Here is a 24513-nt window from a genome sequence, read left to right as displayed (position 1 = left end):
CGGCAGGGGCGTCTCGACCTCAGTCGGGCCGCCCCTGTTCGTGAGCGTCGCCGGCGGCACCGGCGTCCTGCTCCCCGGCTTCCCACCAGCGCCGTCGTGACGATGCGCGCACCAGAGCGACCGCCACGGCCGCGGCCGCCAGCAGGCCGACGACGAGCAGCGCCGAGGCCGCGAGTGCGAGCAGACCGACGCAGAGCACCGTCGCGGTCACGGCCATCCACCAGCCGATGCTTCCCCGTTCGAGGATCCGGACGGCCGCGATCATCCCGAGCACATAGATGGCGACCATGCTCGAGGTGTGGATGAGGATGAACGGCTGCAGATCGAGTCCACTCCACAACAGCAGCGAGAAATAGACAGCCCCGATCGCTCCGGTGAGCACGAGAGCTCGCCGGGGAACCGCGCCGTTCTCCGAGCCGCGCGCGAACCAGCGCGGCAGGTCCGCGTTGAGTGCGAGCGATGCGCCGAGCTTCGCGAAGGCGGCGAGATAGACGTTGAGCACGCCGACCGCCACGATCGCAGCAACCGCTCCCACCAGGATCGCGGCGGCGCCCGGTGCGCCCTCCTGCGCGAGGTCGAGCAGAACGACGTCTCCTGTGCCCGCTCGCGGTCCCAGCGCCCCCACCGTGACGAACTGGAGCCCGAGGTAGGCCGCGCCGGACAGGAGCAGTGTGACGGCAGTGGCGATGGGAATGGCACGCCGCGGCTTCTCGAACTCGCCGGAGATATGGGTGCCGACCTCCCACCCCGCGAACGCCCAGACGTACATCACGATCGCCGTGCCCACCCCGCCCCAGCCGTGCGGGAGGAACGGTGTGAAGTTCGCAGCCTCCACCGCCGGCGCGGCGACGGCGACGACGGTGACGACCACACCGAGAAGGAGCGCGGTGAGCAGCAGTTGCAACCAGCCGGCCACGCGCACGCCGAACATGTTGACGCAGAACGGGATGCCGTAGAACGCCAGTGCCACCAACGGCACCGCTGCCCGGTCGATCCCGAGGACAGCGGAGATGTACTGCGCACCGAGGGTGGCCACCACCGGTCCCCCGGCCGCCACCCCGATGAGGAACCAGTAGCCGGTCGCCCTCGCCGCCGTGCCACCGAGTGCTGTGCGGACGTAGCTGGCCACCCCGCCCGCGTCCGGGTAGCGGGCGGCGAGCACCGCGAAGGTGACGGCGAGCGGGATGGCGAGAACCGTGACCGCGGCGACGGACAGCACGCTCGCAGGTCCCGCCTCCCGCGCCGCGAGACCGGGAAGCACGAGCAGGCCCGTGCCGAGAACGGATGCCAGGTACAGCGCGACGCCCTGCATGACGCCGAGCCCGCCGGCCGAGCGGCGAGCGATGATGGTGGCCATCCGCTCATCCTCGGGCATCGCCTCCCGGCGCCCGAGGACCTGCACGGACAATCATCGTCGTTTCTCGGACAATCCTCGCGCCTGCCCGAGCGCACGCCGAAGAAGCGCCGACCGGAGTCAGTACCAGATGTCGAGCGATGGGGCGGGATACGCGCTGAAAGCGCGGTCCAACAACAGCACGGTCTCAGCGTCCGCGTCCAGCAGCCCCGCCGCATGCAACGTCGATGCGCGGATCGCGCCGGCGTACAGCGTGGAGAACGCCGCCACGTCCATCGTGACGTCGGGCTGTTCCGATGCGTCCGGCTCGACCGCCGCGGTGCCTTCGCCCCCGACCCGCAGCCGCCAGAGCCCTGCGGCGAAGCCGAGAGAGTCCTCGATGCGGATCGCCACATCGATCGGCGCGGCGAACGTCCGCGCCGTGAGCGCGACCGGAACGTCGAGGACGCGCAGCCAGCCGTGATCGTGAACGACCTGCGTCACGGCGCGTGTGTCGGCGACGAGCCACGGCAGCGGATCATCGACAGGTCGGAGGTCGGCGGTGACCTCATCGACCAGGTCATGCTGGAGCGCGAACCGCCAGAGAGCAGCCAGCGCGTCTGGAGTCTCAGCCACGAGCATCCGGACGTGCAGCTCGAAGCGGAACGAGTCACCCTTCTCGCGTAGCGTGTAGGACATCACGCCACGCGTCTGTCCTTCCTCGTCGAGGAATCGGACACCGCGCACGCGATCGCGATGGGGGTCCGCCGGCCCGAGCCCTGCCTGTCCTTCCCAGCGCCGCTGCCAGCCCTGAATCTGGCCGGACCGCGCGATTCGGGCCCGGTCGTGCACCTCGGCGAGCTCGGTTGCAAGGACTTCGCGCTCGATGAGTTCGAGGCGTCCCCCGGGCGAGGCACCTGCCCAGCCGGCACGGCGCGTGTCGACGGTGAACTGCACCGTGGGGATGGCGGCGCCGAAGCCGTAGCGACCGTAGATGGTCGCCTCCGTCACCGTGAGGCCCGCGACGGCGACACCGGCCGCCGCAGCGGCACGCAGCTCGCCTTCGAGCAGGGCCCTGGCGATGCCGCGCCGGCGATGGGTCGCGGCAACCGTGACCACACTGATCGCCCACATGCCGAGCTCGGCGCCACCGGGGACGGTCATCGGAGTGACCCAGGAGTTGACCGAAGCGACGGGTGCCGCACCGGCAGTGGCACCGGCGTCGTACACGCCGATGTTGCGGCGCGCCTCGAACGGCGCGAGTCCGAACTCGAGGGCCTCGGCGTTCGGCTCCGCCCCGAGGAATCCGCGGACGACGGCACGCTGGAACGCCGTCGCCTGCTCGGTGTCGCTGATATCGACGCGCCGGTAGACGAGGCCGTTCTCGGCCAGTCGGTCCATGGAGATCTGGTCCGCAGGTGCGTCCCGGGCGTCGAAGAGACTCATGCTTTCCACATTATCGACCGGCTCGGACACCGCGGTCGGTCAGTGCTGGGCGGCCTGTACCGCCCTCAGGCGTGCGAAGACCTGGTCGCGCAATTCCTCGGGCGCGCTCTCCTTGCAGGCGCGGGCGATCACCTCTGTCAGTGTCGTCGCGACGAGAGCCTCGTCCTGACAGGACGGGCAGTTCTCCAGGTGCTCGCGGATCTCGGAGTGCTCTGTCTTGCATACCTCGTTGCGGAGGTACTCCTCCAGATCCTGGCGTGCTTTGTCGCAGCCGCAGTCGCTCATCCTTCACTCCTCGTGTCGGCCGCGGCGATGCCCCGCTCCGCGGCGTAATCAGCCAGCAGCTCCCGCAGCATCCGCCTGCCCCTGTGCAGACGGCTCATCACGGTGCCGATGGGCGTCTTCATGATGTCGGCGATCTCCTGGTAGGCGAACCCCTCGACATCGGCGAAATACACCGCCAGCCGGAAGTCCTCCGGAACCGCCTGCAGCGCATCCTTGACGACGGACGCCGGCATGCGATCGATGGCCTCCGCCTCAGCCGAGCGACCGTGCGACGCCGTGGTGGACTCGGCTCCGCCCAGCTGCCAGTCCTCGAGCTCATCGATGGTGCCCTGGAACGGCTCGCGCTGCTTCTTGCGATAGATGTTGATGTACGTGTTGGTCAGGATGCGGTAGAGCCACGCCTTGAGGTTCGTCCCCTGCGTGAAGGTCGACCACGAGCCGAACGCCTTCACGAAGGTCTCCTGCACGAGATCAGCGGCGTCAGCGGGATTGCGCGTCATACGCATCGCCGCCGCGTAGAGCTGATCCATGAACGGGAGCGCCTGCTCCTCGAACTGGCTCCGAGCGTCGCCGGCCGTGTCTTCGGTTGCCGTGTCATCCATCACCGGCCAGTCTAGGCCGCTGAGGTCCACCGTCTCGCGTTCGAGCGTGGCGAGCATTCTGTCTCCTTCTCGGCGGGTGCACCACCGTTCACTAAGGTGGAAACCGATGAGCGTCAACAGGTATTCCCCTCCCCTCGTCCAGGGCTCCTACACCGCGCCCGGTACGGACGATGCCGTGCGCGCCACTCTGACAATCCCGGGGTCGAAGTCCCTCACCAATCGGGAGCTCATCATCGCGGCGATCGCGGACGGCCCCGGTCGCCTCATCGCCCCCCTGCACTCCGACGACTCCCGCCGCATGGTGGAGGCGCTGCGCGCTCTCGGGGTCGGGATCGAGGAGCAGGACGCCGGCAATGAGTTCGGACCGGATCTCGTCGTGACACCGGCGCGGATCCAGGGCGGCACGACCGTCGATTGCGGGCAGGCGGGCACGGTGATGCGCTTCATCGCTCCCCTGGCCGGTCTCGCGGCCCACGACGTGCATCTCACCGCTCACGAGACAGCCCTTCACCGCCCGATGGGCGCTCTGATCAGCGCGCTGCGAGACCTCGGCGTCGACATCGACGACGAGGGGACATGGTCGCTGCCGTTCACGATCCGCGGACACGGCCGCATCCGTGGCGGCCGTATCGAGATCGACGCGTCCGCCTCCAGCCAGTTCGTCTCCGGGCTCCTCCTCGCCGCGCCTCGCTTCGACGTCGGGCTCCACCTCGTGCACACCGGGCCGCACCTGCCGAGTCTTCCTCACATCGACATGACGATCGAGGCACTGAGCCGTCGCGGCATCCGCATCGAGCGCCCGGCGACAGGAGAATGGCTCGTCGAGGCCGGAGTGCCTCGGGCGAAAGAGGTCGCGATCGAGCCGGACCTGTCCAATGCCGCCCCGTTCCTCGCAGCGGCTCTCGTCACCCGCGGCTCGGTGACCATCACCGGCTGGCCCGCGCATTCGACTCAGCCCGGTGCCCTCCTCCCGGAGCTCCTCCAGGCCGCAGGTGCGCATATCTCGCGCCACGGCGGTGCCCTCACGGTTCGCAGCGGCGGCCCCATCCGCGGACTCGACCTCGATCTGTCCGCGGCGAGCGAGCTCACCCCCACCCTTGTGGGGCTGGCGCTGTACGCCGAGACGCCGACGACCATTCGCGGCATCAACCACATCCGCCTTCATGAGACCGACCGGATCAGCGCTCTCGTCGCGAACGTCAACGCTCTCGGCGGCGACGCCGAGGAGCTCTCGGACGGTCTGCGCATCAACCCGCGCCCCCTGCACGGCGGAACCTGGCCCGCTCACCACGATCACCGCATGGCGACGACCGGCGCGCTCGTCGGCCTTCGCACTCCCGGCGTCGAGATCGACGACATCGGCACCACGGCCAAGACCCTTCCCGAATTCACGATGCTCTGGGAGCGGATGCTGCGGGGCACCCCCGCGTGAGCTGGCTCGACGACGCCGACGACCTCGAGGACGACTTCGAGGACTACGACGAGAGCAGCATCCGCACCCGCCCGAACCCGAAGGCGAACCGACCGCGCACCAAGCGCCGACCGGCGCACGACGACGCCGAGATCGGTCGCGTCCTGGGCGTCGACAGGGGGCGCTACTCGGTCCTCGTCGACGAGGGCACCGGCACCGAACGAGCGGTCACGGCGACACGGGCGAGAGAGCTGCGTAGAACGCCGATCGTGACGGGCGACCGGGCGAGGATCGTCGGCGACACGTCCGGTGACGAAGGAACGCTCTGCCGCATCGTGGGGATCGTCGAGCGCACCTCGTTGCTCCGGCGCAGCGCCGACGATACCGACCAGGTCGAGCGGGTCATCGTCGCCAACGCCGACCAGATGCTCATCGTGGTCGCTGCGGCCGACCCCGAACCGCGGGCACGCCTCGTCGATCGGTACCTGGTCGCGGCGCTGGATGCCGGCATCCGCCCGCTTCTCGTCGTGACCAAGACTGACCTCGCCGACCCGACCGCGTTCCTGTCTCACTTCGAGGGACTCGATCTGCGGGTCTTCACCAGTGCGGAGGAGCGGATGCCGGTGGCCGAGATCGGCGCTTCCCTCGTGGGCCACTCCACGGTCTTCGTCGGTCATTCTGGCGTGGGCAAATCCACGCTCGTGAACGCGCTCGTTCCGAGCGCGGGTCGGGCGACCGGCCATGTGAATCAGGTCACCGGCCGCGGGCGGCACACGTCCTCCTCGACGGTGTCACTGCGCTATGAGGGCCCGACGGGCACCGGATGGGTGATCGACACTCCCGGGGTGCGCTCCTTCGGGCTCGGGCACGTGGAGCCTGCGAACATCCTCGCCGCCTTCACCGAGCTCGCCCTGATCGCCGAGGACTGCCCTCGAGGCTGCACCCATCTCGCCGACGCGCCCGACTGCGCGCTCATCGAAGCCGCCGAGCGCGGTGAGCTGAGCGAGACGGGGCGTGCTCGCCTGGATTCCCTGCAGCGCCTGCTGCAGACATTCGCCGACAAGCCGGAGCCGGGTCGATAGATAGGCTGGGACGGTGACTGTGCGCCTCGAACCCGGAACCGCTGCCCCCGACTTCGCCCTCCTGGACCAGGACGGTCAGTCCGTGCGACTGAGCGACCTGCGCGGCACGAAGACGATCCTGTACTTCTACCCTGCGGCGATGACCCCTGGGTGCACGACGCAGGCATGCGACTTCCGCGACAGCATCTCTTCGCTGCAGGGAGCCGGCTATCGCGTGATCGGCATCTCCCGGGACGCCCCGGAGAAGCTCGCCGAGTTCCGTGAGCGCGACGGCCTGACGTTCACCCTCCTGAGCGACCCCGACCACGCCGTGCACAGCGCCTACGGGGTCTGGGGCGAGAAGATGAACTACGGCAAGACGGTCGAGGGCGTCATCCGCTCCACGTTCGTCCTTGACGAGGACGGCGTCGTGTCTCTCGCCCTCTACAACGTGAAGGCGACGGGCCACGTCGCCCGCATCCGCAAACTCCTGGGCATCGACGCCTGACCGGTCATTCCGGGGCCGTCGGATCCGCTTCGAGTCTGGCGCTGGCGATCAGCAGCACGAAGCCGGCGACACCAGGGAGCCCGAGCCCCGCCGTGAAGAGCCACGGGACGGGTTGAAGGGTCAGCGACGCGAGTGCCAGTGCCACCGCCAGCACCTGGAACACCACGCCCCCCGACCGCGCCCAGGAGCGTCCCCTGCGCACCCCGAACGCGAACGCGATCAGGGCCGACGCGCCGATCAGCGTGAGGACGATCAGAGCGATAGCCGTCGGAAGCGACGAGGCGTCGCCCGCTCCGAGGCCCGCGATCTCGATCACCGCAAATGCGGCGAGGGCGAGGCCCTCCGCCGCCAGCACGGCGGCCGTGACGAGAGCGAGTCGGGGTGAGCGCACGACGTCTCCTGGGAATCGAGTGAGAAGGAGGAAAAACCTTGATTTCGCAGGTTTCATGTAACAGAATAGACAAAGTCATGTGCTCCCACAGCGGCGTGGGGCGAGCGCTTCGCTCGCAACACTAACGCGGGCATCCGCCCGCATCTCAGAACAGGGTAGCGGAACCCGAACCGACGCCCGAATCGAGCATCGCATCGCGATCGCTCTTGAAATCCACACCGAGGAGCCCCCATGGATTGGCGCGACAAGGCCGCCTGCCTGACTGTCGACCCCGAACTGTTCTTCCCCGTCGGGAACACCGGTCCGGCCGTCGATCAGATCGAGAAGGCGAAGACTGTCTGCGCCACCTGCACGGTGACCGAGATCTGCCTGCAGTACGCCCTCGAGTCCAGTCAGGACTCGGGCGTCTGGGGAGGTCTCTCCGAAGACGAGCGCCGCGCACTCAAGCGCCGCGCAGCGCGCGCACGCCGCGCGTCCTGACCGCCTCGGGCAGGGGACGCGGCCCGAGCGCACCTGCCTCTGCGCTCTCGGGCGGATTGAATCCGCGTCAGGACCGTGCGCCCGGCCTCACTTGGTCAGCCAGCGCAGCGGGATGTCGATGGTCACCGTGGTGCCTTCGCCCTCGTCGCCCTGCCAGTCGATCGTCCCGCCGAGCTCACCCTGGATCAGGGTGCGGATGATCTGGGTGCCCAAGCCCTGACCGATGCGCCCCTCGGGCAAGCCGTGTCCGGTGTCACTCACCGTCACGCGGAGGTTCTCCTCGGTGCGGACGGCATCGACCGTCACCGAGCCCTCCTGCCCGGCGAGCCCGTGCTCCACCGCGTTGGTCACGACCTCGGTGAGCGCGAGGGCGAGAGGGGTGGCGTATTCGCTCGGCAGGACGCCGAACTTGCCGCTCGATCGCACGCGGGCGCGCGTGTTCGGTGCGGATGCGACCTCGGCGACGAGCTTGAGCGCGCGCTGGAAGACCTCGTCGAAATCGACCTTCTGCGTCAGCCCCTGCGCGAGCGTGTCGTGCACGACGGCGATCGCGTCGACCCGCCGCATCGCCTGGGTGAGCGCATCGCGCGCCTCTTCGGAGTGGGTGCGTCGCGCCTGGATCCGCAGCAGCGAGGCCACCGTCTGCAGGTTGTTCTTCACCCGGTGGTGGATCTCGCGGATCGTCGCATCCTTGGTGATGAGCTCCTGCTCCTGGTGTCGCAGTTCCGAGACATCACGGCACAGCAGAATCGCGCCGATCCGATTCCCGCGATCCTTCAGCGGGATGGCGCGCAGCGAGACGGTCACTCCCCGCGCCTCGATGTCGGTGCGCCAGGGGGCGCGGCCGGTGACGACGACGGGCAGAGACTCATCGACCTGCCGGGACGGCGGAACGAGACGCGTGGTGACCTCGGCGAGCGACTCTCCTTCGAGCTCGTCGTCGAAACCCATCCGGTTGAAGGCGGACAGCGCGTTCGGACTGGCGAACGTCGTGATTCCGTCCACGTCGATCCTGATCAGACCGTCCGATGCTCGAGGCGCGCCTCGACGGGGAGACGTGGGGGCGGCGAGGTCGGGGAAGCTGCCGTCGGCGATCATGCGGAACAGATCGTTCGCGCACTCCTCGAACGTGATCTGCTGCCGCGACGGCGTGCGTGCCTCGCCGAGATTGGTGTGCCGGGTGACGACACCGATGACAGCGGCCGACGTCTCGCCGTTGCTGCGCTCGCTGACGATCGGAACCGCACGCACCCTCGTCGGCGTCTCCTCGAACCAGTCCGGCGACGACGAGTCGACGATCTCGCCGGACTCATACGCGCCGTGCACCTGCGTGCGCCATTGCGGCCTGACCCGCTCACCGACGATGTCGCGGTAGAACAGCGTCGCGGCTCCGCTCGGGCGGGCGTGGGCCACGGCCACGAATGAGCCGTCGTCTGTTCGGATCCACACGACGATGTCGGCTGACGCGAGGTCGGCGAGAAGCTGGCCGTCTCCGGCGAGGCGGTGAAGCCATTCGACGTCGTCGTCGGTCAGGCAGCCCTGAGCCTGGGCGAGATCACTGAGGGTTGGCACCCCACAAGCCTAGGGTCACTTCGCTCAGAGGATGGCCAGCGATGTCGCGCGCCATCTGCGGTCCAGGCCCTCGATGCGGATGGCGACGGCACGCGTGCGCCCGGGGCCCGCGACCACGACCACGGACTCGACGACGCTGTCTGCCGGGGCGGAGCAGCGGATGGAGAGGATCTCGAAGGTCGGGCGGGCCGGGACGACGCCGCGGGCGCTACGGGCTCGCGCCGAGAGGTTCGCGCGTGTCACCAGGCTCCGGAAGGCGTCCTCGCTGAACCACCTGGCGAGCTGATCGACCTCGCGCACGCCGGCGAGGACTTCGAGCACCCCCTGCGTGAGGCTGCGCAGCAGCGGCGTGGGCTCCGGCAACTCGGACGACGGCGTCGGCTGCGGTGCGAAGTACTCGTTCAACATCATCGGTGGCGCTCTCGGTCTCGGCAACTGCGAGAAGTACAGCACGCCGAGCGCCGAAGGTGAAGACCCCGCCGCCGAATTGTGGATAACTCGGACGTCGCACGCGCCGCTCCCCTACGCTCGGTCGCGTGCAGTGGGACAGATTGTTCGAGGACCTCGAGGGTCAGCTCGCCTCCGAATGGGAGGCCGAACGCGCGTCGCTCGATGCCGAGTCCGAGCGGCTGCGCATCTCTCGGCTCGAGCTGCGCACCCGGTTGCGGACGCTGTGCAGCCTCGACGCTCCGGTGATCCTCGAACTCGCCGGCACCCAGCGCCTCTCCGTGAGACTGCGCGCACTCGGATCCGACTGGCTCGCGGCCGAGTCCGCGCCCGGCGGAGGCGCTCGATCCGCCGTGTCGGTGATCCCGCTTGCGATGATCCGGGGCGTGTCGACCGATCATGGGGTGCTGCTGGCCAGTCTGGATGCGCACGCGCAGACGGCTCCGGAGCTGCGAGAGCGGATGAGCCTGGGCTTCGTGCTGCGCGACATGGCCCGCCGTCGGGTGCCGCTGCGCATCGCTCTGCGCGATGGCGGAGACGTCCACGGTACCGTCGATCGTGCAGGCGCCGATCACCTCGACCTGGCCGAACACGATGCCGGAGAGCCTCGGCGAGCAGGGGCCGTGCGCGGATTCCGCATCATCCCGTTCACCGCGATCCTCTGGATCCGGACGTCGGGTGACGCTCAGCTGCCGTGAGTGGAAGTACCCCAGACCTCGGGGAAACTCGCCTCGTTGGCCTGGCGCCACAGCGCCATCCGCCTCGAATGCTCCGACTGCTCGGCGAGGTACTCCGACAGGCTCGACTCCTCGACCCGCCAGCGCGCCGGAGACCCGAGCTGGGACCCTCTGAGCCGCCCCTCCATCACGAGCGCGATCACCTCGTCGACATCGATGCTCAGCAACTCGGCGACCTGGGCAGGCGCGAGGAAGCGAGGGGCGGATACGGGCGAATCGGGCATGTCACCATTCTCTCCCCCGCCGACACCGGAAACCCTCCTTGGCGAGGGCCCTGTGGATAAGTCGGGCGGTGATCCGCGCGTTTCTGTGACCATGTCTGCATGACGACGAACCCACGACCGCGGCGCGCCTTCTGGGGTGACGTGCGCTTCCTGATCGGTATCGCGCTGGTGGCGCTCTCGATCGCCGGGGTGTGGCTGGTCGTCTCGTCCGCCGGACGCACCACGCCGGTGCTGCAGGCCAACCGCACCATCGTGCAGGGCGAGACGCTGGTGTCGGCGGACTTCCAGGTGGTGGAGGTGAGCTTGGGCGCGGCCTCGTCGGACTACCTCGCGCCGCAGGATCTGGAATCGGGCCAGATCGCCGCGAGAACCCTCACCGAGGGAGAGCTGGTACCAGCGGCGGCAGCCGCCGAGGCGGACAGCGGACGGACGACGACGATCGTGATCCAAAGCAGCACCGGCATCCCGGCCGGTGTCGGTCCCGGCACGATCGTCGAACTCTGGCACGCGCCGCTGCTCCCCGACGGGCGCTCCCATGACGCGCCGCGGATCCTCGTCGCTGACGCCGCCGTCTCATCGGTCATCGAGTCGGAGGGGATGCTCGCCACCGAGGGCACCGGCGTCGAGGTGGTGATCGATCGATCGGACGTCGCGGATGTGCTGGCAGCCGTCACCGGGGGCTCGGCGCTGTCGCTTGTTCCGATCGGCGCGAGCTCATGAACGGCGACGTCGTGATCACCATCCCGGAGCCGCGCGCCAGCAGTCTCGCCGCGGAGCTGGAGCTCGAGGGCATCGACGGCATCACGATCGTCGCTCCGTCTGCGCCGATCTTGCCTCACCTCGCGGGCGCCGCCACGCTCATCGCGCCGGCCGCCCGGACCATCCTCACCGCCGAACTCATCGCCGCCTGCGACCGAGGCGGCGTGCGCATCATTCCCCTGGGCGACGGCGACAGCCGTCTTCTCGGCCGCTACGGATTGACGGCCGCGCTCCCGGCGGACGCCGCGGGGTGGCAGGTGGCGGCCGCGATTCAGGCGGACTCCCCCGCCACAGCGCGCAGGGTGCCGGAGCCGGCAAGCCGTGTCATCGCGGTGTGGGGGCCGCAGGGCGCGCCCGGTCGCTCCACCGTCGCCATCCAGCTCGCCGTCGAACTGGCCCGCAGCGGCCGTCGTACGGCTCTCGTCGACGCCGACACGGTGGCACCGGCTCTGGCCCTCCTCCTCGGATTGAGCGACGATGCCCCCGGCATCGCCGCCGCGTGCCGGCGCGCCGAGCTCGGCGGTCTGGATTCCGCCGAACTCGATCGGCTGGCCGCGACTGTCGAGACGAGCGCCGGCTCCGTCGATGTTCTGGCCGGCATCAACCGCCCCAGCCGCTGGCCGGAACTCTCCGCCCCTCGCCTGCGCACCGCGCTCCAGGTCTGCCGGCAGTGGGCCCAGGAGATCGTCGTCGATATCGGAGCGGCGCTCGACGCGGACGATGAGACGACATTCGACCTCGTGGGTCCGCGCCGTCACGCCGCGACCACGGCCGCGCTTCGCGAGGCGGACCTGGTCGTCGCCGTCGCCGCTGCCGACCCGCTCGGGATCAGCAGGTTCCTTCGCGACCATGCCGAGCTTCGCGACCTGATCGGACCGTCTCCCATCGCGGTCGTCGTCAATCAGGTGCGTCAGGGACCGCTCGGGATCGACGCTCGCGGTCAGATCCGCCGCACGCTCGATCGTTTCGCGGGTATCACCGACGTGACGTTCCTGCCGTACGACCTTCGTGCGGCCGACGCCGCGCTCCTGCACGCGAGACCGATGACCGATGTGACCCCTCGCTCGCCGCTCGTGGCAGCCGTGCGCCGGCTCGCCGGAGCTCTCACACCGGCAGCTCCGTCGGGGGATTCGTCGGCCGCAGGTGCTGCGACCGCACCGAGGAGGAAGACGCCGGCTACTGGCGGTAGCTGGCGAGAAAGTTTCCGAGTCGCTCGATCGCCTCGCTGAGCACACGTGCCTCCGGCAGGGTCACGATCCGGAGGTGATCCGGAGTCTGCCAGTTGAATCCGGTGCCCTGCACGAGAAGGATGTGCTCGGAGACGAGCAGGTCGAAGACGAGCTTGGCATCGTCCCTGATCTCATGGACGTTCGGGTCGAGCCGCGGGAAGGCGTACAGCGCCCCCTCGGGCTTCACGCACGAGACGCCGGGAATCGACTCGAGACCCTGCCAGGCGATGTCTCGCTGTTCGTGGAGCCGGCCGGTCGGTGCGATCAGGGCGTCGATGGACTGCACGCCGGAGAGCGCCGCCTGGAGGGCGTGCTGCGACGGCACGTTGGGGCACAACCGCGTCGATGCGAGCAGCGTGATCCCCTCGATGAATCCCTTCGCGTGGGACTGCGGGCCGCTGATGACGAGCCACCCGGAGCGGTACCCGGCGACGCGGTACGTCTTCGAGAGGCCGTTGAAGGTCAGACACAGCAGATCGGGCGCGAGGGTGGCGGTCGGGATGTGAACAGCGTCATCGAACAGGATGCGGTCGTAGATCTCATCCGAGAGCAGCAGCAACTGGTGCTCCCGCGCGATCTGCACGAGTCCTTCGAGCACGTCGCGTGAGTAGACGACCCCGGTGGGATTGTTCGGGTTGATGATGACCAGCGCCTTGGTCCTCGGCGTGATCTTGGAGCGGACGTCTTCCAGGTCGGGCTGCCAGCCGTCTTCCTCGTCGCAGAGGTAGTGCACCGGCGTGCCGCCCGCGAGGCTCGTCATCGCGGTCCACAGCGGGTAGTCCGGGGCCGGGATGAGCACCTCATCACCCTCGTCGAGCAGCGCCTGCATCGTCATCGTGATGAGTTCCGAGACGCCGTTGCCGAGGTAGACGTCATCGGGATCGATACGAGGAAAGCCCGGGATCTGCTCGTAGCGGCTGACGACGGCCCGGCGCGCCGAGATGATGCCCTTGCTGTCGCTGTAACCGTGGGCGGTGGGGAGGGCCGCCAGCATGTCGTGCACGATCTGGTGCGGGGCCTCGAACCCGAAGATCGCCGGATTTCCGGTGTTGAGCTTGAGCACCTTGTGGCCCTCGGCCTCCAGCCGCGCCGCCTCGACGAGCGTGTTTCCACGGATCTCGTACAGGACGTTCTTGAGCTTCGACGACTGATCGAAGTGGCGCGTTGGTGTCATCGGCCAAGCCTATCGCCCGTCTCGCGAAGCATCGTCCGTCGGCGTGGCGGTGCCGCACGAAGCGAGTTCAGTCCCGCCGACGATGAAGGACCGGTCCCTGCGGACCGGGCCTTCATCGTGCTCTGCTACTTCTTCTTCTTGTTCTGCGCGCGGCGCTGTTCGCGGTTGCCTGCGGCCGGTGCGGGGGCCTCGGTGCGCTGCCCGAATGCGCCACGGGGACCCGGGGCGGCCGGCTCCGCCTGCTCGGTGGCCGCCGCACGGGCCGCCGCCTGCCGGAGGCGATCGGTCGCCGCCTGCTGCACCTGACCGCGATCGTTTCGAACCTCGACCTCACCGGCGTCGTTCGCCGCGGAGTACTCCAGCCGCTGCTCGCCACCGCCGTCGGCGAGGCCCTTCGCCTCGACTTCGGCGGTGTCGCCGGCACGGCGCACCTCGACCTCGAGGTTGTAGAGGTAGCCGACGGATTCCTCCTTGATCTGACCCATCATCGCCTGGAACATCGCGTAGCCCTCGCGCTGGTACTCGATCAGCGGATCACGCTGCGCCATGGCCCGCAGGCCGATGCCGTCCTTGAGGTAATCCATCTCGTAGAGGTGATCGCGCCAACGGCGGTCGAGCACCTGCAGCACCACGCGCCGCTCCAGTTCACGGGTGGCCGCCGCGCCGAGCGTCTGCTCGCGCTTCTCGTAAGCGATCTTCGCGTCGGAGAGCAGCTCGCGGGTCAGGCCCTCAGCCGTGATGCCGCCCTTGCGTCCGCCCGCCTCGGCCACGACCTCGTCGATGGTGACCGAGACCGGATACAGGGTCTTCAGCTCCGTCCACAGCGCGTCGAAGTCCCAGCTCTCGTTGTGCCCCTCGCCGGTGTGATCGCGCACGACGCCGGTGATCGCGTCCTCGATGAAGTGCTGCACGCGGTCCGCGATGTCATCACCCTGGAGAATGTGCCGCCGATCGGCGTAGATCGCCTCGCGCTGGCGGTTGAGCACGTCGTCGTACTTGAGGACGTTCTTGCGCATCTCGGCGTTTCGCGCCTCGACCTGCGACTGGGCGCTGCGGATCGCCCGCGAGACCAGACCGGATTCGATCGGCACGTCGTCGGGGAAGTTCGTCCGCGCCAGGATGGCCTCAGCAGCACCCGACTGGAACAGACGCATTAGATCGTCGGTCAGGCTGAGGTAGAAGCGGCTCTCGCCCGGGTCTCCCTGCCGGCCGGATCGTCCGCGCAGCTGGTTGTCGATGCGGCGGGACTCGTGCCGCTCCGTGCCGAGCACGTAGAGGCCACCGGCGTTGATGACCTTCTCGGCCTCCTCTGCGACGGTCCGCTTCACCGCTTCGTATGTCTCGTCCCAGGCCGTCTCGTACTCCTCCGGTGTCTCCACCGGATCCAGGCCCTTGCCCTTGAGCTCCTGGACCGCGAGGAACTCGGCGTTGCCGCCGAGCATGATGTCGGTGCCTCGTCCGGCCATGTTGGTGGCGACGGTGACGGCGCCGAGACGTCCGGCGCGTGCGACGATCTCCGCCTCGCGGGCGTGATTCTTCGCATTCAGGACCTCGTGCTTGATGCCCTTCTTGGCGAGCAGCCGTGAGAGGTACTCGCTCTTCTCGACGCTCACGGTTCCCACGAGCACCGGCTGCCCCGTGGCGTGCCGCTGCGCGATGTCCTCCACGACCTGGGTGAACTTCGCCGTCTCGTTCTTGTAGACGAGGTCGGGTTGATCCTTCCGGATCATCGGCTTGTTGGTCGGGATCGGGATGACGCCGAGCTTATAGGTCGACATGAACTCCGCGGCCTCGGTCTCGGCGGTGCCCGTCATGCCGGCGATCTTGTCGTAGAGGCGGAAGTAGTTCTGCAGGGTCACCGTGGCGAGGGTCTGGTTCTCGGCCTTGACCGGCACCCCCTCCTTGGCCTCGATGGCCTGGTGGATGCCCTCGTTGTAACGGCGGCCGACCAGTATGCGGCCGGTGTGCTCGTCGACGATCATGACCTCGTCGTTCATGACGACGTAGTCGGTGTCCTTCTTGAACAGGGCGAGCGCCTTGATCGAGTTGTTCAGGAACGAGATCAGCGGGGTGTTCGCCGACTCGTACAGGTTGTCGATGCCGAGGTAGTCCTCGACCTTCTCGATGCCGGGCTCCAGCACGCCGACGGTGCGCTTCTTCTCGTCGACCTCGTAGTCCTCGCCCTCGACGAGGGTTCTGGCGATCTTGGCGAATTCGGCGAACCACCGGTTCGCCTCGCCCGAAGAGGGGCCCGAGATGATCAGCGGCGTGCGGGCCTCGTCGATGAGGATGGAGTCGACCTCATCGACGATGACGAAGTGGTGCTCGCGCTGGACGAGATCTTCCTTGCGCCAGGCCATGTTGTCGCGCAGGTAGTCGAAGCCGAACTCATTGTTCGTGCCGTACGTGATGTCGCACGCGTACTGCTCGCGGCGCACCGCGGGGGTCTGGCCGGACACGATGACGCCGGTCGTCATGCCGAGTGCGCGGTAGACGCGGCCCATGAGCTCAGCCTGGTATGACGCCAGGTAGTCGTTCACGGTGACAAGGTGTGCGCCCTTGCCGGCGATCGCGTTGAGGTACAGGGCGAACACGGCGGTGAAGGTCTTACCCTCACCGGTCTTCATCTCGGCGATGTTGCCGAAATGAAGGGCAGCACCACCCATGAGCTGGACGTCGTACCCGCGCATTCCGAGGGTGCGCTTGCCGGCCTCGCGGACCGCGGCGAACGCCTCCGGCATGAGCTGGTCGAGCGCCTCACCCTTGTCGAAGCGCGCGCGCAGCTCGGCGGTCTCGCCGCGCAGTTCGTCGTCCGTGAGCTTCGTGAAGTCCTCTTCCAGGGCGTTCACGGCCTTCACGACCTGATTCAGACGGCGGATGACCCGCCCCTCGCCCGCGCGCAGCAGCTTCTCAAGAGGATTCGCCACAGATGTCTTCTCCCTGTTGGTGGGTCTTCTGCCGGGCGCCCGTCCTCGGGCACGCACAGGCATACTGTGTCATGTTACCGGCCTGTGACCTGCGCGTCGCCTGCGAGCGTTCACCCTCATGCGTTTCCGAGTATCCATATACTCGGTACAGCCTTGCATGACCTGTCGGACGGAGTTGCGTGTGTCGGTGCGCCAGAGCCTGCTCGCCATCCTCGATCAGGGGCCCTGCTACGGATATCAGCTGAGGCACGAGTTCGACCGGCGCACCGGCTCCACCTGGCCGCTCAACGTCGGGCAGATCTACAACACGCTCGAACGGCTCGAGCGCGACGCTCTCGTCGAGCGGGGCGACGCCGATGCGCAGGGGCACGTGTACTGGCGCATCACGGATGCCGGTTCCGCCGAAGTCGCCCAGTGGCTGGCGCATCCCGTGCGACGCTCCGCCGCGACCAGGGACGAGCTGACCATGAAGCTCGCGTTGGCCGCGACCCTCCCCGGCGTCGATGCCGCCGGCGTCATCCGCGTACAGCGAGCGGCATCGCGTTCTCGACTGCAGAAGCTGAGGGCGGCAAGCGAACTCGAGTCCGCCGCCACGCCCGAAGATCTCGCCCGCTCACTCGTCGTCGACTCGCTGATCTTCGCCGCCGAGGCGGAACTGCGGTGGCTCGATCATGTCGAGCAGCACCTGACGCAGCATCCGCTGCACGCCATCGAGCTGGGGCTCGCCACCGAACGTCCGCGACGCGGCCGCCCGATGAGCAAGGACGCAGAGGTCGCGCCGCGCGGCGCCGCCGTGCCGTTCGCGGGAAGCGGAAGTGCGGCGCCCGTCTCGCCGTGACAACCGGGCTGAAGGTCGGTCGGCTCCCGTAAGATCGGGACATGGCTGGATTCTGGGGCAAACGCAAGCGCGAAGAAGAAGACCTCGCGGCGCAGGATGCCGATCTCGCTCGCCGCGCCGAGCAGGCGCTGGTGGCGACGGACGAGCGCATCCGCACCACGGCGGACGAGCTCGCGTTCGCCGATGCGGAGCTCGGCGAATCGCTCACCGCCGACCTGAAGAAGGCCGTCACCGCGGTGCGCACCCACCTCCAGGAGGCTTTCCAGCTCCACCAGCTCAACCACGACGAGATCCCGGACACGCCGGAGGAGCTGCGCACGCGCAACGCGCGGATCGTGCAGCTGTGCGACTGGGCACTGGACCTGCTCGATGAGAAGACCGGCGAGCTCGCCGAATCCATCGCCCGGGTGCGACGAGCCCCTGAGATCATCGCGCAGGTGCGCGCGGATGCTGAGCGTTTGAGCGAGCGCATCCCCCAGACGAACGCCGCCATCGAGCGGCTCGCCGCACGCTATTCGGATTCGGCGATGGCGCAGATCACGGCGAGCGCGAAGGAGGCGGAGCAGCTCATCGCCTTCGCCGTGCACGGGGCCAACGTCTCCGAGCGCAGGCGGGCTGCAAAACAGAACGAAGAGGCGAACCTCGCCCTGGAGACCGCCACCGAGGCCACTCGGCGCGCATCTGCACTTCTGGACGCGGTCGAGGACTTCGAGATCGAGGCGCTGCGCGCCGAATCGACTCTCGCGGAGGTCGTCGCTGACTCACGCAACGACCTCATCGCCGCCCGCACCGCACCGCGGGTCCCGGCGGTCACCGCTGCCGTCACGGAGCTCGAGCAGGCGCTCGCCGCCCTCTCCCCTGCGGGCACGCCGGGTGACCCCTTCGCGGAACTGTCGCAGCTGCGTGCAGCGAACTCCGCACTCGACGAGGCCATCGCGACCGCTCGCCACCGTGCCGAGAATCCGCTTCCGAGCGTGCAACACGTGCAGCATGCCATCGACGACGCCGATCGCCAGCTCGGTGTCGCCCGCGGGCTGATCGCCGGCCACCGCGGTTGGATCGGGGCAGACGCACGCACCCGGCTCGCGGAGGCCGAGCGGCTGCGCGTCGATCTGCCGGCACTGCTGCCAGCAGAGGAGACACGCGAGGAAGCGCTTCACACCGCCCGCCGGGTGGCGTACCTGGCATCCGAGGCGCTGCAGCTCGCGCAGCGCGACATCGACTCCTCTCGCCCGCAGGATCAGGGCTGGGGCGGGGACGGCTGGGGCGGTGGCGGTTGGGGCGGCGGTCGACGCGGCGGTGGAGGCGGCGACATCGCCTCGGGCATCCTCGGCGGCCTCGTCATCGGCAGCATCTTCGACGGCATCTTCGACTGATCGTCCGTCGCCGGCACCGATGCCGGCACACAGAGCGGTCCGGCCTTCGCAGGCCGGACCGCTCTTCGCATCTCAGGTCAGGATGCGAGTGCCTTTGCGGGCGGAGCCTGGGTGCTCAGCGCGATGACACCGTAGTCCCACCCCTTGCGGCGGTAGACGACGCTCGGGTGGTCGGTGCGCACGTCCACGAAGAGGAAGAAGTCGTGCCCGACGAGCTCCATCCGGTCGACGGCCTCCTCCACGGTCATCCACTCCGCCTCGAAACTCTTCGTGCGGATGACGACGGGCGAGTACGCCTCCTCCTCGTCGTTGTGCACGGGGATGCTGCCGGTGGCCACGGCGTGCAGGACGTCGACGGAGGCCGGCTCCACATCGATCCCCTCGAGGGAGCCACTGCCCTTCTCGAAGTGCGCGCCGCGAGGATGCTGTCTCCCGTCGACACGCTTCTCCTTCGCTCGGCGCAACTGCGTCGACAGTTTGTCGATCGCGAGGTCGAGTGCGACGAACTTGTCGCCATCGGTCGCCTCGGCACGCACCACCGGACCCTTGCCGACCAGTGTGAGCTCGACGGTCTCATCGGGCACATGGCCGTTGCGATAGACGCGGTGCGTGACCTTCACGTCCAGGCGCTGGGCTCGAGCCGCGAGCGCCTGAAGCCGGGCGATCTTCTCTTCGACAACGGTGCGGAAGCGATCGGTGATACCCACTCCGACGCCAACGATGCTTGTTTCCATTGCTGCCTCCTTGTCCCGGTCCTCCCGGTCAAGGGCGGACCGTGGTCGCCTTGTGCCCCCACCGTAGTCCGGTCCTCACGGGAAGTCACGGGTCACTTTCTCCGTGTCGCCGGTGCGTTCTCGATGATTCTCCGGTGAAGCGGCGTGGCGGCGAGCGCGACCGCCGCGCGCACCTCCACCCCGGCCGTGGCCAGCACTCTCGCTGCTTCATCGAAGGTCGCTCCGGTGGTCACGACGTCGTCGACCAGGACCACCGGCCCCACCGTCGATACGATGCCCGCTCGCATCCTCATGCTTCCCCGTACGTTCTCTGCACGCTCCTCGGTGCTGAGCCCGCGCTGGTCTGCGGTGGGGCGCGCGGGAGCGAGCAGCCGCACCGGACGCCCGCCGGCGCGGCGGACGAGCAGGTCCGGGACGCGATATCCGCGGCGCCGGAATGCCGCGCGGCCGGTGGGGATCGGCACGAGCACCGCCCCGTCGGCAGTCACTCGAGCGAGCGTCGCCCGCAGAGCCAGTCCCAGCGGCCCCGCGAGCAGCGTCTCGCCTTCCCCCTTCAACCGCCGGATGCAGCGTGCCGCGATGTCGTCGTAGCCGAGCGCGGCCACCACGGGCAGCCCTCCCGGCGTGGTCGATTCGCGTGGCGACGGCGCGAGCCGGACGCGACAGGCGTCGCACAGCAGTTCGCCCGGCGCGTCGCATCCGGCGCAGCAGGCGGCGAGGAGGAAGGCGGCGATCTCCTCCCCCACCCGGGCGAAGGTGGATGTCGGCATCCCCCGATCCTGCTCGCCGTCACGCCGCCGCCAGCGCCGGGCGCGTGCGAGCCGTGCACAACGCGAGCACCCGGCTGGATGTGCAGGACGAGCGCGTCGTCACTGTCCTGATCGCGTCGCCAGCACCGCGATCCCGGAGGTCGATTCACGCCAAGCGGAGCCACTGCGCACGAACAGGGCGCCGTCGGCACCGAGCATCCGCACGCCGCCCACGGTGCTGGCGCCGGCGATCGCGCGCGCCTCGGCAGGGGCTGCTTCGATGGTGGCGGGTCCCCCGACCAGCTGCGACACGAGCATCGGGCCGTCCAGCTCCATGAGGATGCCGAGGCGGTCGGTACCGAGCCAGACGAGTCCCGTCGCCTCGCCCTGGACTCTGCCGAGCGGTGTCATGTCGCCGAGTTCGACGGGCATCCCGTTGCCGTCTCTGATCACGGCGGCAACGGCGAGCCAGCGCTGGCCTCCCACCGTCACCACCGCCGCGATCCTCGCGCCGTCGGCCGCGACGCGGAGATGGGAGACCGCGGATGCCTCCGGCCACGCGTTCACGACCGGGTGCTCCGTCCCGTCGCTGCCCCACGCGACGAGTGCGTGTGGGGCAGCGGAGGGCACCGACCAGGTGTAGCCGTACCGGTCGATGGACGGTCTCACCAAGCCTGACCGCTCGTCGAGCGCGTCGACTGTGCCGTCGCCGACGTGGAACACGCTTCCGGTTCCGAGCTGTACGGCAGCACGCGACTCATCCGCCGCGACATCGATGGCGGCGATCGGCGGCGACATGCTCAGGATGTCGTCGCTGAGACCGGGGATCGGCACGACATCATCCCCGACGATCGTGCCGAAAGCGCCATTGCGAAGGACCAGAGGACCCGCCCCGGCGGGGGTCTGCTCGAGCTCGACGATGCCCGCGTCGAGCGGGCGCCCATCGACACTGAAGCGCACCTGACTCACCCTCACGCCCGCGTCGTTGAGGGTCTGCTGCAACTGCGTGCGCATGCGCGCGAGCGTCGTCTGGTCCAGCGCGAGCGCGGCACGGTTGAGCGCCACATCAGCCACCTGTTCGGAATCGATGCGCACCGCGTCGAGGGCGAGACGGACATCGGGCGGGAAGGCGCTCTGCACCGCGGGCTCCAGCCAGGGACTGGGCGCGCCACCGATCAGGGCCTGGACGATCGGAGTGGCGATGGCGGCACGTCGCGGGAACCAGCGCACATCCGGCACCAGGCGCTTCCATGATCGGTCGAAATAGTTCAACGGATAGCCGTCGAAGACGACGGGGAAGCGGTTCTCGTCGATCACGATGCCGTCGGGTGCGTCGGAGATGCGCCACTCGCCGTCGCTGTCGCGCACGAGGCGGAAAGGCAGGTCGCCGGTGCCGGGTGCTTCGACGTAGGCGCCGGTCTCGTCGACGCTGGCGACCAACTCGGTCTGCACCCTGACGTCGGCCTCGGTGACGTCCTCCGCCTCCGACTCCTCCTCGTCGACGGAGGAGATGACGGTACGCGACGTGGCGCTGGCGTCGATCGCCACTCCGGCACCGGGCCGCCAGGTGGCCGCCAGCTGCGGGGTGAGGAACTTGCGCGCGGTCTGCCATCCGTCCGCGGGGGTGATGCCCGCCTCGATGAAGCCTTCGACGATCTCGGCGGGACCGGCGCCCGGTACCGGGTCGGAGGCGAGCGGGAGGAAGTCCGGATCGTCGGGGGCCTGACCGAGTTCCACGACCGTCACATCGCCGCTGGTCGGCAGGCCCGTGCATCCGGCGAGCATCGCTGCGACTGCGGCGACGGCGATCCCGCGCACCGCGCGGCGAGTGGTGGGCTTCATGAGCGGCTCCCGTCTTCCGCAGGAAGCGCGGTGCGCAGGTCGGTGACCTCGATCGGCTGCGTCATGCTGCTCAGCTCGGAGTGCGTCTCCTGCGGCTCCAGGGGCACCGGCGATTCCCCCTGCAGCGTCCCCTCGTGACGGGGAAGGGTGAGGACGAAATTGGTGCCGACTCCACGCTCCGACCACACTTCGAGCGTTCCGTTGTGCAGCGTCGCATCGCCCAGGGCGATGGAGAGACCGAGTCCCGTGCCGCCGATCGTGCGCTGGCGGGAGGGATCGGCGCGCCAGAACCGGTCGAACACCCGCTCGGCGTCCTCCGGGGTCATCCCCAGCCCGAAGTCCCTCACGCCGGCGGCCACGGCGTCGTGGTTGCTGTCGACGGTGACGACGATGGGCTTGCCCTCGCCATGCTCGATCGCGTTGCCGATGAGGTTGCGCAGCACTCGTCGCACGCGACGGGGGTCCATGTCGACGGGCGAGTAGCCGCCCGGCGCCACGAGTCGCAACTCGCTGCCACGACCGTCCGCGAGCGGCCTCATCTGCTCGATGACGTCTTCGGCGAGGTGGGCGAGACTCGTCGCCTCCATCTCGAGCTGAACCGATCCGGCGTCGTAGCGGCTGATCTCCAGCAGATCGGACAGCAGTGTCTCGAAGCGCTGCACCTGGGTGTGCAGCAGCTCAGCGGTGCGAGCCGTCGTTGGATCGAACTCGTCGCGCTGATCATTGAGCATGTCTGCGGCGAGGCGGATGGTCGTGAGCGGAGTCCTCAGCTCGTGCGACACGTCGGACACGAACCGCTGCTGCACGAGCGACAACTCGCCGAGCTCCTTGATCTGCTCCTCGATGCTGTCGGCCATGAGGTTGAAGGAGCGGCCGAGCGTGGCCAGTTCGTCCTCACCGTGCACCTCGAGGCGCACGCCGAGATCACCGGACGCCAGGCGCGCACTCGTCTCGGCCGCCTCGATGATCGGCGTCGACACCGTGCGCAGGACCACCCAGGAGATGACCGCGACGATCGCCACGAGACCGATCCCCGCGATCCAGAGCGTGCGCTGCACGAAGGTGAGGGTCTGGTTCGCATCGGCGAGGTCGTAGGCGATGTAGAGCTCGAACGGGCCGACCTCGGGCACGACCAGCTGCTGACCGACGATGATGCCTGGCACCTCGCCGCCGCCGTCGACGGGCAGGCCCACGGACTGCCACGCTTGCCGATCATCGAACTTCACGACCCAGGTCCGCATCGCCGGACTGACGTGATTGGCACTCAGGCCCGCGGTGAAGCCGTTGAGCCGGACGCCCGACGGCTCGGCGTTGATCCGGATCGCAGCGAGCATATCGGAGGAGGAGTTGCGCCCCAGATCATCCTGGATCCTGTCCCACAGGTCGCTGAGCGCGGCCGGGTCATCGCCCACCTCGGCGACGTCGAGCGTGTTCTGGGCCTGATTGACCGCGCGACTCGCATCCTCGAGCGCCTGGTTCTTGCGGGACTCGAACAGATCGTTCTGAATCACCAGCGCCATCGTCACGCAGGTGATGAAGATCGCGAGAGCCGTCAGCACCAGGGTGACGGTCAGGGTGCGAAACCGCAGCGATCGCCGCCAGAGGGCTACGAGCCTGGACGGCCAGCCGCGCCAGTCGCGGAGGACCGCGACCGTCACGGTGGTCGTGCCCGTCGCTGCCACCATCTGCCCCTAGCCGGCGCTCCCGGCACGGTAGCCGACGCCACGCACCGTCATCACGATCTTCGGGTTGTCGGGGTCGAGTTCGACCTTGGCCCGAAGCCGCTGCACGTGCACGTTCACCAGCCGGGTGTCGGCCTTGTAGTGATATCCCCACACCTGCTCGAGAAGCATCTCGCGGGAGAACACCTGCTGCGGCTTCGAGGCGAGCGCGACGAGCAGCTGGAACTCGAGCGGGGTCAACGCGATCGGCGTCGTGCCGCGGCGCACCTCGTGCGCGTCGACATCGACGGTGAGATCGCCGACGCGCAGCTGCTCGCCGACGGTCTGCGGTGCCGGACGCAGCCGTGTGCGGATGCGGGCGACGAGCTCCTTCGGGTTGAACGGCTTGACGATGTAGTCATCCGCCCCGACCTCGAGACCCCGGACGACGTCGGCCGTGTCGCTGCGTGCCGTGAGCATGATGACGGGGACGCCGGATTCGGCACGGATCCGCGTGCAGATCTCGATCCCATCCATTCCGGGCAGCATCAGATCGAGCAGCACCAGATCGGGGCGCTGGGTGCGCCACTCCTCGACGGCCCGCGCACCGTCGGCGCAGAACACCGGATCGAAACCCTCGGTGCGCAGCACGATGCCGATCATCTCAGCGAGCGCGGTGTCGTCGTCGACCACAAGAATTCGTGAGGTCATACCTGTACCTTATGAC

24 protein-coding genes are annotated in these 24513 nt (G+C 68.8%); 9 read left to right on the top strand and 15 right to left on the bottom strand.

Annotated elements, in window-relative coordinates:
- Positions 1 to 19 precede the first annotated feature (19 nt).
- The 4 genes from RIN18_RS07330 to RIN18_RS07315 all read right to left on the bottom strand — a co-directional run bounded on the left by RIN18_RS07330 (position 20) and on the right by RIN18_RS07315 (position 3723).
- On the bottom strand, positions 20 to 1357 hold the full coding sequence (locus RIN18_RS07330) for an amino acid permease (protein WP_309103296.1): 1338 nt from the start codon (positions 1355 to 1357) through the stop codon (positions 20 to 22).
- A gap of 117 nt (positions 1358 to 1474) precedes the next feature.
- Positions 1475 to 2779, bottom strand: coding sequence for a GNAT family N-acetyltransferase (locus tag RIN18_RS07325; protein WP_309103295.1), 1305 nt, complete (start codon positions 2777 to 2779; stop codon positions 1475 to 1477).
- A gap of 39 nt (positions 2780 to 2818) precedes the next feature.
- Positions 2819 to 3064, bottom strand: coding sequence for a zf-HC2 domain-containing protein (locus RIN18_RS07320; RefSeq protein ID WP_309103294.1), 246 nt, complete (start codon positions 3062 to 3064; stop codon positions 2819 to 2821).
- Entirely contained in the window at positions 3061 to 3723 is a 663-nt protein-coding gene (locus RIN18_RS07315; protein ID WP_309103293.1) for a sigma-70 family RNA polymerase sigma factor, read from the bottom strand. Before RIN18_RS07315 ends, RIN18_RS07320 begins: the two co-directional genes overlap by 4 nt.
- Before the next feature lie 49 nt (positions 3724 to 3772).
- On the opposite strand from RIN18_RS07315, the gene aroA reads away from it, so the two are divergent.
- The 3 genes from aroA to bcp are packed head-to-tail and all read left to right on the top strand — an operon-like array spanning position 3773 to position 6646.
- Positions 3773 to 5098 carry a 3-phosphoshikimate 1-carboxyvinyltransferase gene (gene aroA / locus RIN18_RS07310; RefSeq protein WP_309103292.1) on the top strand — a complete coding sequence of 442 codons (1326 nt, stop codon included), beginning with the start codon at positions 3773 to 3775 and terminating at the stop codon, positions 5096 to 5098.
- Positions 5095 to 6159 carry a ribosome small subunit-dependent GTPase A gene (gene rsgA, locus RIN18_RS07305; RefSeq protein ID WP_309103291.1) on the top strand — a complete coding sequence of 355 codons (1065 nt, stop codon included), beginning with the start codon at positions 5095 to 5097 and terminating at the stop codon, positions 6157 to 6159. Before aroA ends, rsgA begins: the two co-directional genes overlap by 4 nt.
- A 13-nt stretch (positions 6160 to 6172) precedes the next feature.
- A complete protein-coding gene (gene bcp / locus RIN18_RS07300; RefSeq protein ID WP_309103290.1) occupies positions 6173 to 6646 on the top strand; it encodes a thioredoxin-dependent thiol peroxidase in 474 nt (157 codons plus the stop codon).
- A 4-nt stretch (positions 6647 to 6650) separates the two neighbouring features.
- Here bcp and RIN18_RS07295 read toward each other — a convergent pair whose 3' ends face one another.
- Entirely contained in the window at positions 6651 to 7037 is a 387-nt protein-coding gene (locus tag RIN18_RS07295) for a hypothetical protein (RefSeq protein ID WP_309103289.1), read from the bottom strand.
- A 231-nt stretch (positions 7038 to 7268) separates the two neighbouring features.
- Between RIN18_RS07295 and RIN18_RS07290 the strand changes: the two genes are divergently transcribed.
- A complete protein-coding gene (locus RIN18_RS07290; protein WP_028503730.1) occupies positions 7269 to 7517 on the top strand; it encodes a WhiB family transcriptional regulator in 249 nt (82 codons plus the stop codon).
- Positions 7518 to 7604: 87 nt separating this feature from the next.
- On the opposite strand, the gene RIN18_RS07285 is transcribed toward RIN18_RS07290, so the two are convergent.
- Together RIN18_RS07285 and RIN18_RS07280 are read right to left on the bottom strand one after the other, a co-directional pair.
- Positions 7605 to 9089, bottom strand: coding sequence for a histidine kinase N-terminal domain-containing protein (locus tag RIN18_RS07285; protein ID WP_309103288.1), 1485 nt, complete (start codon positions 9087 to 9089; stop codon positions 7605 to 7607).
- Between the two features lie 24 nt (positions 9090 to 9113).
- Positions 9114 to 9500 (bottom strand): Rv3235 family protein, encoded by a 387-nt coding sequence (locus RIN18_RS07280; RefSeq protein ID WP_309103287.1) that lies wholly within the window; start codon positions 9498 to 9500, stop codon positions 9114 to 9116.
- Between the two features lie 125 nt (positions 9501 to 9625).
- On the opposite strand from RIN18_RS07280, the gene RIN18_RS07275 reads away from it, so the two are divergent.
- Positions 9626 to 10234, top strand: coding sequence for a hypothetical protein (locus RIN18_RS07275; RefSeq protein ID WP_309103286.1), 609 nt, complete (start codon positions 9626 to 9628; stop codon positions 10232 to 10234).
- On the opposite strand, the gene RIN18_RS07270 is transcribed toward RIN18_RS07275, so the two are convergent.
- Positions 10222 to 10497 carry a helix-turn-helix domain-containing protein gene (locus RIN18_RS07270; RefSeq protein WP_309103285.1) on the bottom strand — a complete coding sequence of 92 codons (276 nt, stop codon included), beginning with the start codon at positions 10495 to 10497 and terminating at the stop codon, positions 10222 to 10224. The genes RIN18_RS07275 and RIN18_RS07270 overlap by 13 nt on opposite strands.
- 99 nt (positions 10498 to 10596) lie before the next feature.
- On the opposite strand from RIN18_RS07270, the gene RIN18_RS07265 reads away from it, so the two are divergent.
- Both RIN18_RS07265 and RIN18_RS07260 read left to right on the top strand, forming a co-directional pair.
- Positions 10597 to 11217, top strand: a complete 621-nt coding sequence (locus RIN18_RS07265) for an SAF domain-containing protein (RefSeq protein ID WP_309103284.1) — start codon at positions 10597 to 10599, stop codon at positions 11215 to 11217.
- Positions 11214 to 12485: a P-loop NTPase gene (locus tag RIN18_RS07260; protein ID WP_309103283.1), complete on the top strand. Its 1272-nt coding sequence runs from the start codon at positions 11214 to 11216 to the stop codon at positions 12483 to 12485. Before RIN18_RS07265 ends, RIN18_RS07260 begins: the two co-directional genes overlap by 4 nt.
- Here the strand turns inward: RIN18_RS07260 and RIN18_RS07255 are convergent.
- Positions 12433 to 13659, bottom strand: a complete 1227-nt coding sequence (locus RIN18_RS07255; RefSeq protein WP_309103282.1) for a pyridoxal phosphate-dependent aminotransferase — start codon at positions 13657 to 13659, stop codon at positions 12433 to 12435. The two genes, RIN18_RS07260 and RIN18_RS07255, sit on opposite strands and share 53 nt — an antisense overlap.
- 125 nt (positions 13660 to 13784) lie before the next feature.
- Positions 13785 to 16586 carry a preprotein translocase subunit SecA gene (gene secA, locus RIN18_RS07250; protein ID WP_309103281.1) on the bottom strand — a complete coding sequence of 934 codons (2802 nt, stop codon included), beginning with the start codon at positions 16584 to 16586 and terminating at the stop codon, positions 13785 to 13787.
- A gap of 181 nt (positions 16587 to 16767) precedes the next feature.
- Between secA and RIN18_RS07245 the strand changes: the two genes are divergently transcribed.
- Together RIN18_RS07245 and RIN18_RS07240 are read left to right on the top strand one after the other, a co-directional pair.
- Positions 16768 to 17424 carry a PadR family transcriptional regulator gene (locus RIN18_RS07245; RefSeq protein WP_309103318.1) on the top strand — a complete coding sequence of 219 codons (657 nt, stop codon included), beginning with the start codon at positions 16768 to 16770 and terminating at the stop codon, positions 17422 to 17424.
- Positions 17425 to 17465: 41 nt separating this feature from the next.
- Positions 17466 to 18800: a hypothetical protein gene (locus tag RIN18_RS07240; RefSeq protein ID WP_309103280.1), complete on the top strand. Its 1335-nt coding sequence runs from the start codon at positions 17466 to 17468 to the stop codon at positions 18798 to 18800.
- 77 nt (positions 18801 to 18877) lie between these two features.
- Here RIN18_RS07240 and hpf read toward each other — a convergent pair whose 3' ends face one another.
- The 5 genes from hpf to mtrA form a co-directional block, all read right to left on the bottom strand.
- Complete coding sequence (hpf, locus tag RIN18_RS07235; protein ID WP_309103279.1) at positions 18878 to 19534, bottom strand: ribosome hibernation-promoting factor, HPF/YfiA family; 657 nt, start codon at positions 19532 to 19534, stop codon at positions 18878 to 18880.
- 92 nt (positions 19535 to 19626) lie between these two features.
- Positions 19627 to 20304 carry a phosphoribosyltransferase family protein gene (locus RIN18_RS07230; protein ID WP_309103278.1) on the bottom strand — a complete coding sequence of 226 codons (678 nt, stop codon included), beginning with the start codon at positions 20302 to 20304 and terminating at the stop codon, positions 19627 to 19629.
- Between the two features lie 99 nt (positions 20305 to 20403).
- Positions 20404 to 22125, bottom strand: coding sequence for a GerMN domain-containing protein (locus RIN18_RS07225; RefSeq protein WP_309103277.1), 1722 nt, complete (start codon positions 22123 to 22125; stop codon positions 20404 to 20406).
- Positions 22122 to 23810 (bottom strand): MtrAB system histidine kinase MtrB, encoded by a 1689-nt coding sequence (gene mtrB / locus RIN18_RS07220; protein ID WP_309103276.1) that lies wholly within the window; start codon positions 23808 to 23810, stop codon positions 22122 to 22124. The genes RIN18_RS07225 and mtrB overlap by 4 nt, the downstream gene beginning before the upstream one ends.
- 6 nt (positions 23811 to 23816) lie before the next feature.
- Complete coding sequence (mtrA, locus tag RIN18_RS07215; protein ID WP_309103275.1) at positions 23817 to 24497, bottom strand: MtrAB system response regulator MtrA; 681 nt, start codon at positions 24495 to 24497, stop codon at positions 23817 to 23819.
- Positions 24498 to 24513 lie beyond the last annotated feature (16 nt).

The organism is Microbacterium sp. (assembly GCF_031179285.1).
Lineage (GTDB): Bacteria > Actinomycetota > Actinomycetes > Actinomycetales > Microbacteriaceae > Microbacterium.
The sequence above is the reverse complement of the archived record's forward strand: the minus strand, read 5'-3'. Positions and strand labels throughout refer to the sequence as shown.

Coding starts and splice junctions, on each gene's coding strand:
- mtrA (WP_309103275.1), bottom strand. CDS start 24,497: ATGACCTCACGAATTCTTGTGGTCGACGACGACACCGCGCTCGCTGAG.
- RIN18_RS07325 (WP_309103295.1), bottom strand. CDS start 2,779: ATGAGTCTCTTCGACGCCCGGGACGCACCTGCGGACCAGATCTCCATG.
- RIN18_RS07255 (WP_309103282.1), bottom strand. CDS start 13,659: ATGACACCAACGCGCCACTTCGATCAGTCGTCGAAGCTCAAGAACGTC.
- mtrB (WP_309103276.1), bottom strand. CDS start 23,810: ATGGTGGCAGCGACGGGCACGACCACCGTGACGGTCGCGGTCCTCCGC.
- aroA (WP_309103292.1), top strand. CDS start 3,773: ATGAGCGTCAACAGGTATTCCCCTCCCCTCGTCCAGGGCTCCTACACC.
- hpf (WP_309103279.1), bottom strand. CDS start 19,534: ATGGAAACAAGCATCGTTGGCGTCGGAGTGGGTATCACCGATCGCTTC.
- RIN18_RS07270 (WP_309103285.1), bottom strand. CDS start 10,497: ATGCCCGATTCGCCCGTATCCGCCCCTCGCTTCCTCGCGCCTGCCCAG.
- RIN18_RS07315 (WP_309103293.1), bottom strand. CDS start 3,723: ATGCTCGCCACGCTCGAACGCGAGACGGTGGACCTCAGCGGCCTAGAC.
- RIN18_RS07225 (WP_309103277.1), bottom strand. CDS start 22,125: ATGAAGCCCACCACTCGCCGCGCGGTGCGCGGGATCGCCGTCGCCGCA.
- RIN18_RS07230 (WP_309103278.1), bottom strand. CDS start 20,304: ATGCCGACATCCACCTTCGCCCGGGTGGGGGAGGAGATCGCCGCCTTC.
- RIN18_RS07330 (WP_309103296.1), bottom strand. CDS start 1,357: ATGGCCACCATCATCGCTCGCCGCTCGGCCGGCGGGCTCGGCGTCATG.
- RIN18_RS07290 (WP_028503730.1), top strand. CDS start 7,269: ATGGATTGGCGCGACAAGGCCGCCTGCCTGACTGTCGACCCCGAACTG.
- RIN18_RS07260 (WP_309103283.1), top strand. CDS start 11,214: ATGAACGGCGACGTCGTGATCACCATCCCGGAGCCGCGCGCCAGCAGT.
- RIN18_RS07280 (WP_309103287.1), bottom strand. CDS start 9,500: ATGATGTTGAACGAGTACTTCGCACCGCAGCCGACGCCGTCGTCCGAG.
- RIN18_RS07320 (WP_309103294.1), bottom strand. CDS start 3,064: ATGAGCGACTGCGGCTGCGACAAAGCACGCCAGGATCTGGAGGAGTAC.
- RIN18_RS07265 (WP_309103284.1), top strand. CDS start 10,597: ATGACGACGAACCCACGACCGCGGCGCGCCTTCTGGGGTGACGTGCGC.
- RIN18_RS07240 (WP_309103280.1), top strand. CDS start 17,466: ATGGCTGGATTCTGGGGCAAACGCAAGCGCGAAGAAGAAGACCTCGCG.